Consider the following 14,484-nt stretch of genomic DNA (forward strand, 5'->3'; position numbering starts at 1 on the left):
CGCTTTACGTACCCAGTGTTTTCCGATGTTTTCATTACACTAATGTTTTAGTGTATCGCTATTTCAGGACGGGACAAGGTTATTAAAAAAAAATCCCGTAAACATAAGTTTCGGGATTTTTTTGTGGTACCTCCAGGAATCGAACCAGGGACACAAGGATTTTCAGTCCTTTGCTCTACCAACTGAGCTAAGGTACCTCGCCAAAGCGGTTGCAAATATATATTCAATTTTGTTATTCCCCAAGAGAAAAATGTAAAAAATTACATTATTTGCTTTTAATTTTTAAATGTTAAAGTTAATTTATTTATTATGAATATTATAACAAAACAAAGTGTGGTAATTGTGAGCCATTTTGTAAATTTATTTTTTTTTCAGATATATGAATTTGATTATTGATGTTGGGAATTCTTTTGTGAAACTAGCTGTTTTTGATAATAGTGAGATGGTTGATAAGGTTGTTGTTAAACTCGATGATTTTATAGATGAATTTAAAATTTTAAAGAAAAAATATATTTCAATTGAAAGCGCTATTATTTCATCTGTTGGAGGGCTTAAAAAGAAAGATATAAGTAGGATAGAAAAACATCTAGATTTAACGGTACTGGATTCTGATACTAATTTGCCTTTTAAAAACCTGTATAAAACCCCAAAAACTTTGGGGGTTGATAGAATAGCTTTGGTTTGCGGATCTATAAAGCAGTTTTCTGATAAAAATGTTCTTATTATTGATGCTGGTACCTGTGTTACGTATGATTTTAAAAATTCGGATAACGAATATTTAGGTGGAGCCATTTCACCAGGTATTCGAGTACGTTATAAATCGTTAAATAATTTAACGGCTAATTTACCGTTATTAGAATCAGAAATGCCAGAGCATATTATAGGTGGTACTACTAATGAGTCGATACATTCTGGTGTTATTTATGGTATTTTAAATGAAATAGATGGTATTATAGATTCCTATAAACTTAAATATTCAGATTTAACAGTAATTTTAACAGGAGGGGATGCTAAATTCTTGTCTAAACAATTAAAAAGTAGCATATTTGCCAATCCTAATTTTCTATTAGAAGGATTAAACTTTATTTTACAATTTAACTCAGACGAATGATAAAAAAACTTGTATTAGTTTTTATTGCAACGATTGCGATTCACGGTTACGGACAACAAGGAACAACGTCACCTTATTCTTTTTATGGTATTGGAAGTTTAAAATTTAAAGGTACCGTAGAGAATAGAAGCATGGGAGGCTTGAGCATTTATAATGATAGTATTCATGTTAATTTAAGAAACCCTGCTTCATACGCCGGTGATAATTTGGCAATTTGGGGTAAAGAGAGTAGACCTGTTAAATTTGCAATAGGCGGTAGTTATACTAGTACCGATTTAGAAAGTAATAAAAGTAGAGATAAGGCATCATCCACTACATTTGATTATTTGGCGGTTAGTATTCCGCTAGGGAAATTTGGATTTGGATTTGGACTTTTACCTTATACCTCAGTAGGTTATAAATTGGAATCTTTTTTAGAAACAAGTAGTGACGATATTGAGAACAAGTTTGAAGGTGAAGGAGGACTTAATAAAGCATTTTTAGGTTTTGGATATCAATTGGCTAAGGGTTTAAGTGTTGGAATTGATTTTCAGTATAATTTTGGAAATACTCAAAATAGTATTATTAATTTTCAATATTCAGGCGGGCAACCAATACAATACAAATCTAAAGAAGCTAATAGATCAGATTTGAGTGGATTAAATTTGAATTTCGGATTATCATATAAAGGAATGGTTAGTGAAAAATTAGAATTGGTTTCTGGTTTGTCATACACTCCTGAAAGTAATTTGACATCTAAAAATGAACGTTCAATTTCCGTTATTACATTAACCTCTGATGGTCGAGAAGGAGTAAGAAATACAATTGACTCAGACTTAGCAGCTTTAGGTTTAGAACAAACAGAATTGGTTTTACCTTCTAAATTTTCTTTTGGTGCTGGAATAGGAGAACCAATGAAATGGTTTGTTGGAGCTGAAACTACTTTTTTAAATACAAGTCAATTTTCGAATGTATTATTTAGTAATAATACTGATACTACTTACGAGGATGCTTATTCTTTTTCATTAGGAGGTTTTTTTATTCCACAATATAATTCTTTTAGAAGTTACTTGAAAAGAGTTGTTTATAGAGCTGGTTTTAGAACTGAAGACTCTGGGTTGAAAATAAATGGTGAATCAATTAAAGAGTTTGGCATATCTTTTGGAGTAGGTATACCAGTTGGAGATGCAAGACTATTATCAAATGCTAATTTAGGTTTTGAAATCGGTCAACGAGGAACAAAAAACAGCAATTTAATACAGGAGAATTTTATTAGTTTGCAATTAAGTTTATCTTTGAATGATAGATGGTTCCAAAAACGAAAGTATGATTAACAAAACAAAAAATTTATCATGAAAACAAAAATTACTTTATTATTAGCTTTATTCTTTATTGGATTAAATTTTAGTTTTGCGCAACAAGATGAAGAGTGCATGACTAAACTATCTATATTCCATGAATATACAAAAGCTAAAAATTATGATGCGGCTTATGAACCATGGATGGCTGTAAGAAATAAGTGTCCAAAATTTAACAATGCTATTTATGTAGATGGTGAAAAGATTTTAAAAGATAAAATTAAGAATGCAACAGGAACTGATAAAAAAGCTTTTATAGATGATTTATTGAAATTATGGGAGCAAAGAGCTGAGCATTTTGCTAGTAAAACGCCTAAAGGTGAATATGCTGCGCAGGCTTCTCAGTTAATGTATGATAATAGAAAAGAGTTGGCTAAAACGGATGAGGACTTGTATGCAAGTTTTGATGCTGCTTATCAATTAGATAAAAGTACTTTTTCAAACCCTAAAAGTTTATATACTTACTTTTCTTTAATGGTAGATTTGTATGATGCTGGAAAAAAACCTGCTGCAGATTTATTTAATAAATATGATGATGTTGTTGAAAAAGTAGAAGATGAAGTAAAAAGTTTTTCTGAAAAGCTAAATAAACTTATTGAAAAGGAAGATGCAGGTACAGATTTAACTAAAAAAGAAGGGAAGTATAAAAAGTACTATGAAAGCTATTTAAAAGCTTATGATCAAATTTCTGGTAGTATTGATGGAAAACTAGGAGATAGAGCAAATTGTCAAAACTTGATTCCTTTATACAGAAAAGATTTTGATTCAAATAGAAATAATGCTATTTGGTTACAAAGAGCAGCGGGTAAAATGTCTCAAAAGGAATGTACTGATGACCCATTATTCTTTGAGTTAGTAAATGCTTATCATAACATAAGTCCATCAGCTAATTCAGCTTATTATCTTGGACTATTAAAAGATAAAGATGGTGATACAAATGGAGCTATAAGTTTCTTTGAACAAGCTATTGGATTAGAGACAGATAGTTTCAAAAAATCAAAATTATATTATAGAATTGCCACTAAGTTAAAAGCAAGAGGAAGCTATGGTAAAGCAAGAAACTATTACAGACAAGCATTAAAGCTTAATCCATCAAATGGCCGCCCTTATATTGCTATTGCTGCAATGTATGCTAAAAGTGCCAATAATTGTGGACAAAGTAATTTTGATAAAAGAGCTGTATATTGGTTAGCCGCAGCTGAAGCTAGAAAAGCTGCACGTGTTGACCCAACATTAAAAAAGGCAGCTGCGCAATCGGTTGCAAATTATAATGCAAAGGCACCACAAAAATCTGAAATTTTTAGTTCAGGTAGAGCAGGACAAACAATTAAAATTGGTTGTTGGATTGGAGCTTCTGTTACAGTGCCAAATATCTAATGAACAAAAGCGTTACATATAACATTTTAAACATAGTCACAATATTCATTGTGACTATGTTTTTTTCATGTAATGATAGTTTTAAACAAGTTCAAAAAATAGGAATTTCAGAAAACGAACCGATTGGAATTGAATATAATAGTAATATTAAATATACTGATTCTGGTAGGGTTAGTGCAAACTTAATTAGTGCTAAAATGTTTGATTACTCAAATAGAGATTTTCCTTTTTATCAATTTACAGATGGTGTTACCTTATATATATATGATAAGGGTAATAAAAATAAAAAGAGTACTATTGTTGCAGATAATGCTTTTGTATATGAGAATACCGATTTAATAGATATGCAGGATAACGTTGTTATTACCACTTATGATAACCAAGTTTTAAAAACTGATCAATTATTTTACGATCAGAAAAAAGAATGGCTATCTACTAATAAGCCAGTTAGTTTTAAAACAGAACAAGATATTATTAACGGAAATGGTTTTGATTCTAATTCAAAATTTACAAATGCCGAAGTACTTGAAGTTACAGGTATTATTACATTAGAAGATTAATTTCTACTAAATCAAAACTTCCTTTCTCAATTTTAAGTATCTTTATACCTTTAAAACACAGACTTAAATAGATGAAATATTCCAAGATTTTTCAATACGCTTATTTAATTTTTGCAGTATTATTTGTTTATGATGGCTTTTCAAAATGGGGTGATGGTACTAACGGTACATATATTTCCCTTGGCTTGGCTGCTTTAGCTATTTTTATGTATTTTTTTAGAAAAAAATTTGGTAGAAAATTTGAAAATAAAGATAATACCAAATAAATGAGCATTTATGTTATTATCATAATTGTTTCATTAATACTCTCAGCTTTCTTTTCAGGTATGGAGATTGCTTATGTGTCTTCAAATAAAATTCATATTGAAATTGAAAAAAAACAAGAAGGTATTCTTGCAAAAGCCTTAAGCAAACTAACAGTAAAACCTTCAAAGTTTATAACGACAATGCTTATTGGTAATAATATAGCATTAGTTATCTATGGTTTTTTTATGGGTGACTTATTGGTTAATTGGTTTCAAACGTTATTACCAACATCTTACTCTTTTTTAGATTATTTATTAACAGATTTAAGTTTGTTATCTCAAACAGTAATTTCAACTCTAGTTATATTAATTACTGCAGAGTTTTTGCCAAAAGTGTTTTTTCAAATATATGCCAATACTTTAATTAAAGCATTGGCAATTCCAGCTTATATATTTTATGTTCTGTTTACTTTTATTTCAGATTTTGTTATCTGGATTTCAGATTTTGTTTTGAAAGTATTTTTTAAAACTGAAGGCGACCAAATTCAACTTGCATTTACTAAAGTTGAACTTGGCAATTATATAAGTGAACAAATGGAATCTGTTGAAGCACGAGATGATGTAGATAGTGAAATACAAATTTTTCAAAATGCCTTAGAGTTTTCAGAAGTAAAAGCTCGTGAGGTAATGATTCCAAGAACAGAAATTATAGCCGTAGAAATTTCAAATTCAGTAAAATCATTAAATGCGTTATTTACAGAAACTGGTAGGACTAAAATTTTAGTATATAAAGATACTGTTGATGATATTTTGGGTTATGTGCACTCTTTTGAGTTGTTTAAAAAAAGAAAAACAATAAAGTCTATGCTAACTCCTGTTGAGTTTGTTCCAGAAACGGTACTCATAAAAGATGTTTTAAATGTGCTTACTAAAAAGCGTAGAAGTATTGCGGTGGTTTTAGATGAGTATGGAGGAACATCAGGTATTATGACTGTGGAAGATATTGTAGAAGAACTCTTTGGTGAAATTGAAGACGAGCACGATTCGGTTGATTTAATTGAAGAAAATCTTGAAAATAATACTTATAAATTTTCTGGGCGTTTGGAGGTTGATTATATTAATGAAACATATAAGATAAATCTTCCAGAGAGTGAGAATTACGAAACTCTTGGTGGGTTAATTGTTAATTATACTGAAGAGATTCCTACCCAAAATGATATTGTTCAAATTGAAACTTTTCAATTTACAATTTTAGAAGTATCGAACACTAAAATTGATTTAGTAGAAATTAAAGTGATAGAAGAAGATTAAAAACATATTTCTACTTTTATTATTGAATAGAAAATGGTATTTTCGCGCACGATATTTTTATCAGTTTATTGCAATTAATATCAAATAAACAAGCAATTCTAACGACGGATTTTAAAAATTAAATTTACAAATGGCAGTTTTAAATAAGATAAGACAACGTTCACTATTCTTAATACTAATTATAGCATTAGCGCTATTTTCTTTTGTATTAGCAGATTTGTTTAAAAACAGTGATGCATTGACATCTAAGTCTCAAAACATTGTTGCAACTATAAATGGTAAAGATCTTACTCGTGAGGATTTTTTGCAAAAAGTTGAGCAATTACAAAGACAAATGGGGCCAAGTGCAACCAACACTCAAGTGATGAATAGAGTTTGGGAACAAGAAGTTAGACAAGCTGTAATGGAAACTCAGTATGATGAGCTTGAGATTTCTGTTGAAAAGGATCAAATGAGAGACTTGCTTAAAACGTCGTTAGCTACAAACCAAAACTTTTTGAATGAAGCAGGGCTTTTTGATGAAAATAAAATGAACGAATATATTGCTAACTTAAAAGAAACATCACCTGCAGGTTTTCAAAGTTGGGTAAACTATGAAGAACAAGTGGCTTCGAATGCTTTAAGTCAAAACTATTTTAATATGGTTAAGGCTGGTTTAACTGGTACACTTGCTGAAGGTAAACTGGACCATGAATTAGAAGGTAATAAAGTTGATATTAAATATGTTCAAATTAATTTTTCTACAATTCCAGATAGTATTGTTGAAGTTTCAAAATCAGATATAACAAAGTATATCAGTACTAATAAAAATCAATATAAAGTTGATGCATCTAGAGATATTCGTTTTGTAGAATTTAAAGAAATTGCATCTGTTGAAGATGAAAATGCTATTAAAGCAGAATTGAATACTTACGTTAATGGTAGATTTGTTGATGATAGAGGTAGAAAAGATACTATTGTTGCTTTTTCTAAAGTAAAGGATAATGAGGAATATATAAACTCAATTGCCACTTCAGATATAAAATTTGATAAGCGTTTTATTTTTAAATCAAGTTTACCAACAGAAGCTGCCGATGCTATTTATAATTTAAATGAAGGAGAAGTATATGGACCATACAAGCATGATGGGGCATTTAAGGTAACTAAATTAATAGCAGTTAAACAAATACCAGATTCAGCTAAAGTAAGACATATTTTAATTCCTTTTGTAGGTGCACAGAGTGCAGGCCCAGATGTTACAACAACAGAGGCAGAGGCTAAAGTAACTTCAGATAGTTTATTAGCTATTCTTAAGCGTAACCGTTCAAAATTCCCTGAGTTTGTTAAGGAATTTTCATCAGATAAAGGGAGTGTTGCTAAAGAAGGTCGATATGATTGGCATCCATATAATACTATGGTTCCCGAATTTAATGCTTTTGAATTTGAAGGAAAAACAGGAGATTTAGGTGTTGTTAAAACTGTATTCGGATTTCATATTATAGAAGTTGAAGGACAGAAAAATAAAACTAAAGCGATACAAGTAGGAACGATTTCTAGAAAAATTGAGCCATCTGAAAAAACTACTGATAAAGTGTTTAGAGATGCATCAAACTTTGAGATTAATGCTGGTAAAGGAGATTTTAGTAAACTTGCTACTGATAATAAATATACATTGAGACCTGTTAATGGAATTAAGGTGTTAGATGAAAATATCCCAGGTGTTGGAAACCAAAGACCTATTGTGCGTTGGGCTTTTGAAGAAGATGCAGAGGTTGGAGATATTAAACGTTTTAATGTGACTAATGGTTATGTAATTGCGCAATTAGTTGCTAAACATGAGGCAGGATTAATGTCTGCTGATGATGCTACAGCTAAAGTTTTGCCTATTATTAGAAAAGAAAAGAAAGCAAAACTAATTAGAGATAGAGTTACTACAAGTACTTTAGAAAATTTAGCGGCGGCTGAAAAAACTAACGTAAGAACGTCTAATAGTATTAACATGAAAAACCCAACTATTTCTGGCGGAGGAAGAGAGCCGCTAGTTGTTGGTGCTGCTTTTGGATTGAATGAAGGTGAGACTTCTGGCTTAATTGATGGAACTAATGGTGTGTATATGGTACAAGTTACTAAAGTTACACCAGCTGTAGCTCTAGAGAATTATCAAGCTGCTGCTAACAGGGTGGAGCAACAAAAAGCAAATACTGTAACTTCTAAGTTATACGAAGCCTTGAAAGAAGCTGCTGATATTGAAGATAATAGGGCAAGTACTCAAGTTCAATAAGGAAACAAAATACTTAAAAAAATGCCTCGTTAAACGAGGTTTTTTTTTAAGTATTAATCCCGTGAGCCTTAAATTTTGCTAGGTGTTTTGCAATATCATATCTGAATATTGAATTATAGTTGTGTAACCTCGGTCTTTAAAATATTTGTAGAGGTTATGCTTGGTGGCAACAAGCACAAAATCTCCTCCCCAAGCCCCAAGGCTTTTAATGGCGCCATCAAAATCTTTAAATAATTGATCTTTTATAGGTACTTGTTTTGTTATTTTGGATATTATGGTTTCATGTTGAAGCATTAAGTTTTGAAACTGTTCTAGCGCTTTACAGCTTATCATTTCTGAAGTAATTTTATTTATATCCTCAATAGTAGGTTGGCTGTTTTCTTTATTATCATGATAGTGCCTTATGCCATCTCTGCTATTTTGTTTTTTATTTAAATGCACAAAGTAAAGGTGATCTTTAAATTGAGGGTTGAAATCTATGGGTTTAATTATAGGGTTTTTATTGTCTATTTGATACGTTATAGGTGTGTTATATTGAGCACAAGCAATATCGTAACCACTACCACCAAAAGTTTTTTCTAATAGTTTATAGGCATCAATATTTGCCCATTGTGCTATATTGTTTATTAGGGTTGATGATGTTCCTAATCCCCAATTTTTTGGAAACTCTAAATGTGTTTCAACTTTAAAACCATGTTTGTCATTTAAGAAACTCGGGTTTAGATTTTTTGCAACATTTAGTATTTGAATAAGTCTATCACTTATGTTATTGCGAGGAGGTAACGACGTAGTAATCTGTTCAATTAAAAACTTATCTTCAAACCAAACGCTTTTATTTTCATCAAAACTTTTCCAATGTAAATAGGGTTCTTCAATAATTTCAACTATTAAGGATTGCCCATATTTTGTTGGAATTGCCAATGATGAAGCTCCATCAAGTACAACATATTCCCCTGAAAGAAGAAGTTTTCCGTGACTATAAAAGGTTTTACTTTTCACTTGAAACTCTTAGTTTGTTAATCGCTTCAACAACAGCACTATGTGTTACGGCATTACTTTTAAAATATTCTGTTAAAGTTTGTTTTTCTTCAGCATTAGCTTCAAATTGATTTAATATATTCATTAAGTGCATTTTCATGTGCCCCTTTTGAATACCTGTGGTTGTTAGTGAGCGTAAAGCGGCAAAGTTCTGAGCTAATCCTGCAACAGCAACTATTTGCATAAGCTCTTGTGCAGATGGTTTGTGTAGTAGCTCTAGAGCTAATTTTACTAAAGGGTGTAATCCCGTAAGGCCACCTACGGTTCCTAAAGCCAATGGTATTTCCATCCAAAATGAGAAAATACCATCTTCAATCTTAGCATGTGTTAAACTGCTATATGTTCCATGTCTTGAAGCATAAGCATGTACACCAGCTTCAACTGCTCTAAAATCATTTCCTGTAGCCAAAACAACGGCATCAATACCGTTCATAATACCTTTGTTGTGCGTTACAGCTCTATAGGGTTCAACCTCGGCAATATTTACTGCTTGAATAAATTTACGAGCAAAAGCTTCACCAGAAATGTTATTGCCTTCGCTTAATTCTTCAACAGGGCAACTTACCTCTGCTCTTACCAAACAATCAGGAACATAATTTGAGAGAATACTCATAATGATATCAATCTGTCTGTTGTTTTTAGAAAATAAATCAAAAGATAATGCCTCTTCTTTAAATGTTTTAGCAAACTGTTCTAAGCATGAATTTATAAAATTTGCGCCCATAGCATCTAAAGTTTCAAAAGATGCATGCAATTGATAATAATTATCAATATCCGAAGTTTTATTTCGTAATTCAATATCAAGAATACCTCCACCGCGTTTTTTCATATTCTTAGTGATGGCATCAGTACCTTCAATAAGTTTTGGCTTTACTTGAGTGAAAAACTGTTTTAATTTGTCGAAATTACCCTTATAAATAAAATGAACTTGTCCAATTTTTGTTGAAGAAATAACTTTGGTTTTAAAGCCACCACGTTCTAACCAAAATTTTGCAGCTTTACTCGCAGCAGCAACTACTGAACTTTCTTCAATAGCCATTGGTATAGTATAAATTTTGTTGTTTATGAGGAAATTAGGTGCTACTCCAAGTGGTAAATAATAATTTGTTATTGTGTTTTCTATAAACTCATCATGTAGCTGCTGAAGCTGATTATTGGTGTTCCAATATTGCTTTAAAATAGTCTTGGCATCCTCGGCATTAGAAAAATAAGTATTAACAATCCAATCAATTTTTTTAGATTTAGATAATTTAGAAAAACCAGTAATAGTTTTACTCATAGTATTCAATTTTGCAAAACAAAGATACTACTCTTGGTATGAATATTGAATTGCTTGCTAGAAACAGAATCATTTAAGTGTTAATATATACGGTTTTTTGCATAATTTTTAGTAAACTTGACATCATTTTATGAAAAAAATAGTTTTTTTAGATAAACACTTATAAATGATTAATTTATTAGTGATATTTAATCTTTTAAAACAATAGATATAGCATATGAAACATATTAAATTCTCCTTTTACGTTTGCTTTTTTGTTACAATATTTTTATCAGCGCAGTCAAACAAAATTACACTTGAAGATATCTGGAAGGATGGTACGTTTAGAACAGAGCGTATGGATGTCCTTCACTCAATGAATAACGGTCAGCAATATTCTGTTTTAAATTTTAATAGAGAATCAAAAAGTACATCAATTGATATTTATGATTATAAAACTTTGGAAAAGGTAAAAACTTTAGTGAATTCATCAAATTTAGAAGCTATTCCATATTTTACTGACTATACTTTTAGTAAAGATGAACAACAAATTATTTTGGCTACTAATGAGAAGGCTATTTATAGACGCTCGGCATTAGGAAACTACTATGTATACAATGTAAAAAGTGGTTCGTTAGATTTAATTACTGAAGAAAAAATACAAGAGCCTACATTTTCACCAGATGGAAAAAAAGTGGCTTTTGTAAAAGATAATAATCTTTATGTGAAAGATTTAGGTGCTTCTGAAATTACTCAAGTAACTTCAGATGGTGAAAAAAATAAAATCATTAATGGTATAACAGATTGGGTCTATGAGGAGGAATTTGCTTTTGTTCGTGCTTTTGATTGGAATGCTGATAGCAACAAAATTGCGTTTATTCGTTTTGATGAAACAAATGTGCCTGAGTTTTCAATGGATGTTTATGGGTCTGAGCTTTACCAAACGCAACAAGTTTTTAAATACCCTAAGGCAGGAGAAGTAAACTCAGTTGTATCACTTCATATTTACGATATGAATACAAAAGCAATTAATGAAGTTAAAGTAGATAAAGGGTATAAAGATTTTTACATACCAAGAATTGAGTGGACAAATAACGCTGATGTATTAAGTGCTCAATACATGAATAGGTATCAAAACGAATTAGATTTATGGATGATAAATGCTAAAACAAACACTTCAAATTTAGTTTTAGCTGAAAAAGATAAAGCCTATGTTGATGTAACTGATAACTTAACTTTTTTAAAGGATAACAGTTTTATTTGGACTAGTGAAAAGGATGGCTATAATCATATTTATCATTATGATAAAAAAGGAAACTTAATTAATCAGGTTACTAAAGGAAATTGGGAAGTCACTAACTATTATGGCTATGATGAAAAAAATAATACTATTTTTTATCAATCTGTTGAAAATGGATCTATAAATAGAGATATTTATTCTATAAAGCTTAACGGACGAAACAAAAGTAAGCTTACTAAAAGTGAAGGTACAAACAGGGCTTCTTTTAGTGTCGATTTTTCATATTTTATAAATACGTTTTCAAGCGCTACAACACCACCTGAATATACTTTGAATAGTTCTGCTTCAGGTAATTTGATAAAAAGTATAAAGGATAATGATAAAGCAGCTCAAAAACTTTCTAATTATATTACTTCTAAAAAAGAATTCAGTACCATTAATGTAAATGGTAACGATTTAAATATGTGGATGATTAAACCAGCAAATTTTGATGCATCTAAAACCTATCCACTACTTATGTATCAGTATTCTGGTCCGGGATCACAACAAGTTGCAAACCGATGGAATAGTGCTAACGACTATTGGTATCAGCATTTGGCGCAAGAAGGTTATATTATTGCATGTGTAGATGGGAGAGGAACAGGTTTTAAAGGCGCAGATTTTAAAAAAATAACTCAAAATGAACTGGGGAAATATGAAGTTGAGGATCAAATTGCAGCAGCAAAACAATTAGGAGAATTACCATATATTGATGCTAGCAGAATGGGTATTTGGGGATGGAGTTTTGGTGGCTTTATGAGTAGTAATTGTTTGTTTAAGGGGAATGATGTTTTTAAAATGGCGATAGCAGTTGCTCCAGTAAGCAGCTGGCGATTTTACGATACCATTTATACAGAGCGTTATATGACAACGCCACAAGAAAATGCAAGTGGTTATGATGAAAATTCACCAATAAATCATGCAGATAAATTAAAAGGAGATTTTCTTTTAGTCCATGGTTCTGGTGATGATAATGTGCATTTACAAAATACGATGCGTTTAGCAGAAGCTTTAATTCAAGCCGACAAACAATTTGATTGGGCGGTTTATCCTGATAAAAATCATGGGATTTATGGTGGAAATACAAGACTTCATTTATATAAAAAAATGACGCATTTTATTCATGAAAATTTAGGGGATAAAATTCAAAAAGAAGATTCAAAAGAAATAACTAATGAACTAAAAATTAAAGAATAATAAATATGTCGAAAACTATTCCAACAAACCAAGAACCTCAAATGTTTGGTCACCCCAAAGGCCTGTTTTATTTATTCTTTGCAGAGTTATGGGAGCGATTTAGTTTCTATGGGATGCGTGCCTTGTTGACGCTCTATATGGTTCAAGAGATTTTTAAAGCTATTGTTGAACGTGATGTGGCTACTGCTGTAGTTTATGCTTCATATGGGTCTTTAGTTTATGCTTCAACGGTTATTGGAGGACAAATTTCAGATAAAATTTTAGGAATGCGAAGTTCTATTTTTTTAGGAGGCATTTTAATGGCATTAGGGCATTTTGTTTTAGCCATTGAAAATAATATAGCTTTCTTTTTAGCATTAGCATTAATTGTAGTTGGTAATGGCTTTTTTAAACCAAATATTTCAACTTTTGTTGGTGCTTTATATGAAGATGGAGATGTAAGAAAAGATTCGGGTTTTACCATTTTTTATATGGGGATTAATATTGGTGGTTTTGTTGCTCCATTATTGTGTGGGTGGTTAGCTGCAAAATATGGATGGCACTATGGTTTTGGTTTAGCAGGAATAGGCATGTTAACAGGCTTAATATTCTTTTGGAGTGGTATCAAAAAGAATGTGTTTGGAGATAGAGGTTTACCTCCAAGTATGGAAATATATGAAAAGAAAGTTATTGGTATTCCACAGAAAACCTTAATTCCAATTATAGCATTTTTATGTGCGCCATTAATTGCATATTTACTTTCTTCATGGCAGCAAAACTATGTGAGTTTTATTTTTAAATTTATTGGTTTTGGAGTTTTGGGGTATATTATTTTTATCATGGTTAAATTAGATGTAGAAGCTCGTAAAAAACTTTTTATGGCAGTTTTAATTACATTTTTTATGACCTTGTTTTGGGGTTTTCATGAGCTTTCAGGAAGTGTGATTACCTTATTTGCTTCGAGAAATGTTGATTTAGGTGGTATAATGAATGCTAGTCAAACTAATGCATTAAACTCAATGTTTATAATTATTTTGGCAATTCCTATCTCATTATTATGGGCATATTTGGCTAAGAAGAACTTAAATCCAAGAACGCCATATAAATTTGGTTTAGGTTTAGTTTTGGCTGGTATTAGTTTCTATATTCTTTCAACTAGTTCAGGTAGTGCTGATGTAAATGGAATGGTGCCTTTTGCTTACTTATTCATTATGTATTTTATTATTTCGATAGGAGAGTTATTTATGTCGCCTGTTGGTTTGTCAAAAATCACAGATTTGTCGCCTAAAAATATTGTAGCTTTTATGATGGGAGTTTGGTTTTTATCTTCTTCATATGCTTTTCAAATAGTTGGTTTTATTTCTGAACAACTAGCTGTAGAAAGTACTGATGTTAACGTAGGTGGTTTGGATACTTTAGAAATTTATACTAATGGATTTCTGTTAATTGCTAAATATGCATTAGGAGCCGGATTAGTCGTTATTGCATTTTCTCCATTAATGAAAAAGTTAATGGGTAAAGTACACTAACTT

Annotated in this window: 11 protein-coding genes and 1 tRNA gene; 9 read left to right on the forward strand and 3 right to left on the reverse strand. The window is 30.9% G+C overall.

The genetic code is table 11. The features are described 5' to 3' along the window. Window positions 1-124: 124 nt before the first annotated feature. Window positions 125-197 (reverse strand) — tRNA-Phe (locus Q0870_RS08735). Window positions 198-379: 182 nt separating this feature from the next. Here Q0870_RS08735 and Q0870_RS08740 point away from each other — a divergent pair. From Q0870_RS08740 to Q0870_RS08770, 7 genes are all read left to right on the forward strand, one after another. Beyond that, entirely contained in the window at window positions 380-1,111 is a 732-nt protein-coding gene (locus Q0870_RS08740; RefSeq protein ID WP_298554639.1) for a type III pantothenate kinase, read from the forward strand. Further along, window positions 1,108-2,424 carry a hypothetical protein gene (locus Q0870_RS08745; protein WP_298554642.1) on the forward strand — a complete coding sequence of 439 codons (1,317 nt, stop codon included), beginning with the start codon at window positions 1,108-1,110 and terminating at the stop codon, window positions 2,422-2,424. The genes Q0870_RS08740 and Q0870_RS08745 overlap by 4 nt, the downstream gene beginning before the upstream one ends. An 18-nt stretch (window positions 2,425-2,442) precedes the next feature. Beyond that, window positions 2,443-3,825, forward strand: coding sequence for a hypothetical protein (locus Q0870_RS08750; protein WP_298554645.1), 1,383 nt, complete (start codon window positions 2,443-2,445; stop codon window positions 3,823-3,825). Continuing rightward, window positions 3,825-4,385: an LPS export ABC transporter periplasmic protein LptC gene (lptC, locus tag Q0870_RS08755; protein ID WP_298554648.1), complete on the forward strand. Its 561-nt coding sequence runs from the start codon at window positions 3,825-3,827 to the stop codon at window positions 4,383-4,385. The genes Q0870_RS08750 and lptC overlap by 1 nt, the downstream gene beginning before the upstream one ends. A 71-nt stretch (window positions 4,386-4,456) precedes the next feature. Next, on the forward strand, window positions 4,457-4,651 hold the full coding sequence (locus Q0870_RS08760) for a hypothetical protein (protein ID WP_298554650.1): 195 nt from the start codon (window positions 4,457-4,459) through the stop codon (window positions 4,649-4,651). After that, window positions 4,652-5,941 (forward strand): hemolysin family protein, encoded by a 1,290-nt coding sequence (locus tag Q0870_RS08765; RefSeq protein WP_298554652.1) that lies wholly within the window; start codon window positions 4,652-4,654, stop codon window positions 5,939-5,941. It abuts the gene before it with no gap. A 130-nt stretch (window positions 5,942-6,071) separates the two neighbouring features. Further along, window positions 6,072-8,201 carry a peptidylprolyl isomerase gene (locus tag Q0870_RS08770; RefSeq protein ID WP_298554654.1) on the forward strand — a complete coding sequence of 710 codons (2,130 nt, stop codon included), beginning with the start codon at window positions 6,072-6,074 and terminating at the stop codon, window positions 8,199-8,201. Window positions 8,202-8,279: 78 nt separating this feature from the next. Here the strand turns inward: Q0870_RS08770 and Q0870_RS08775 are convergent, their stop codons facing one another. Then, window positions 8,280-9,200: a GYDIA family GHMP kinase gene (locus Q0870_RS08775; protein ID WP_298554656.1), complete on the reverse strand. Its 921-nt coding sequence runs from the start codon at window positions 9,198-9,200 to the stop codon at window positions 8,280-8,282. Continuing rightward, the gene (locus Q0870_RS08780; protein WP_298554659.1) at window positions 9,190-10,518 is read right to left on the reverse strand and encodes a hydroxymethylglutaryl-CoA reductase, degradative; all 1,329 of its coding nucleotides are present in this window, start codon (window positions 10,516-10,518) and stop codon (window positions 9,190-9,192) included. Before Q0870_RS08780 ends, Q0870_RS08775 begins: the two co-directional genes overlap by 11 nt. Window positions 10,519-10,735: 217 nt before the next feature. On the opposite strand from Q0870_RS08780, the gene Q0870_RS08785 reads away from it, so the two are divergent. Then, window positions 10,736-12,973, forward strand: coding sequence for a S9 family peptidase (locus Q0870_RS08785; RefSeq protein ID WP_298554662.1), 2,238 nt, complete (start codon window positions 10,736-10,738; stop codon window positions 12,971-12,973). Window positions 12,974-12,978: 5 nt separating this feature from the next. Then, window positions 12,979-14,481 (forward strand): oligopeptide:H+ symporter, encoded by a 1,503-nt coding sequence (locus tag Q0870_RS08790; protein WP_298554665.1) that lies wholly within the window; start codon window positions 12,979-12,981, stop codon window positions 14,479-14,481. Window positions 14,482-14,484: the final 3 nt, after the last annotated feature.

Source organism: uncultured Algibacter sp. (genome assembly GCF_947487575.1).
Lineage (GTDB): Bacteria > Bacteroidota > Bacteroidia > Flavobacteriales > Flavobacteriaceae > Algibacter_B.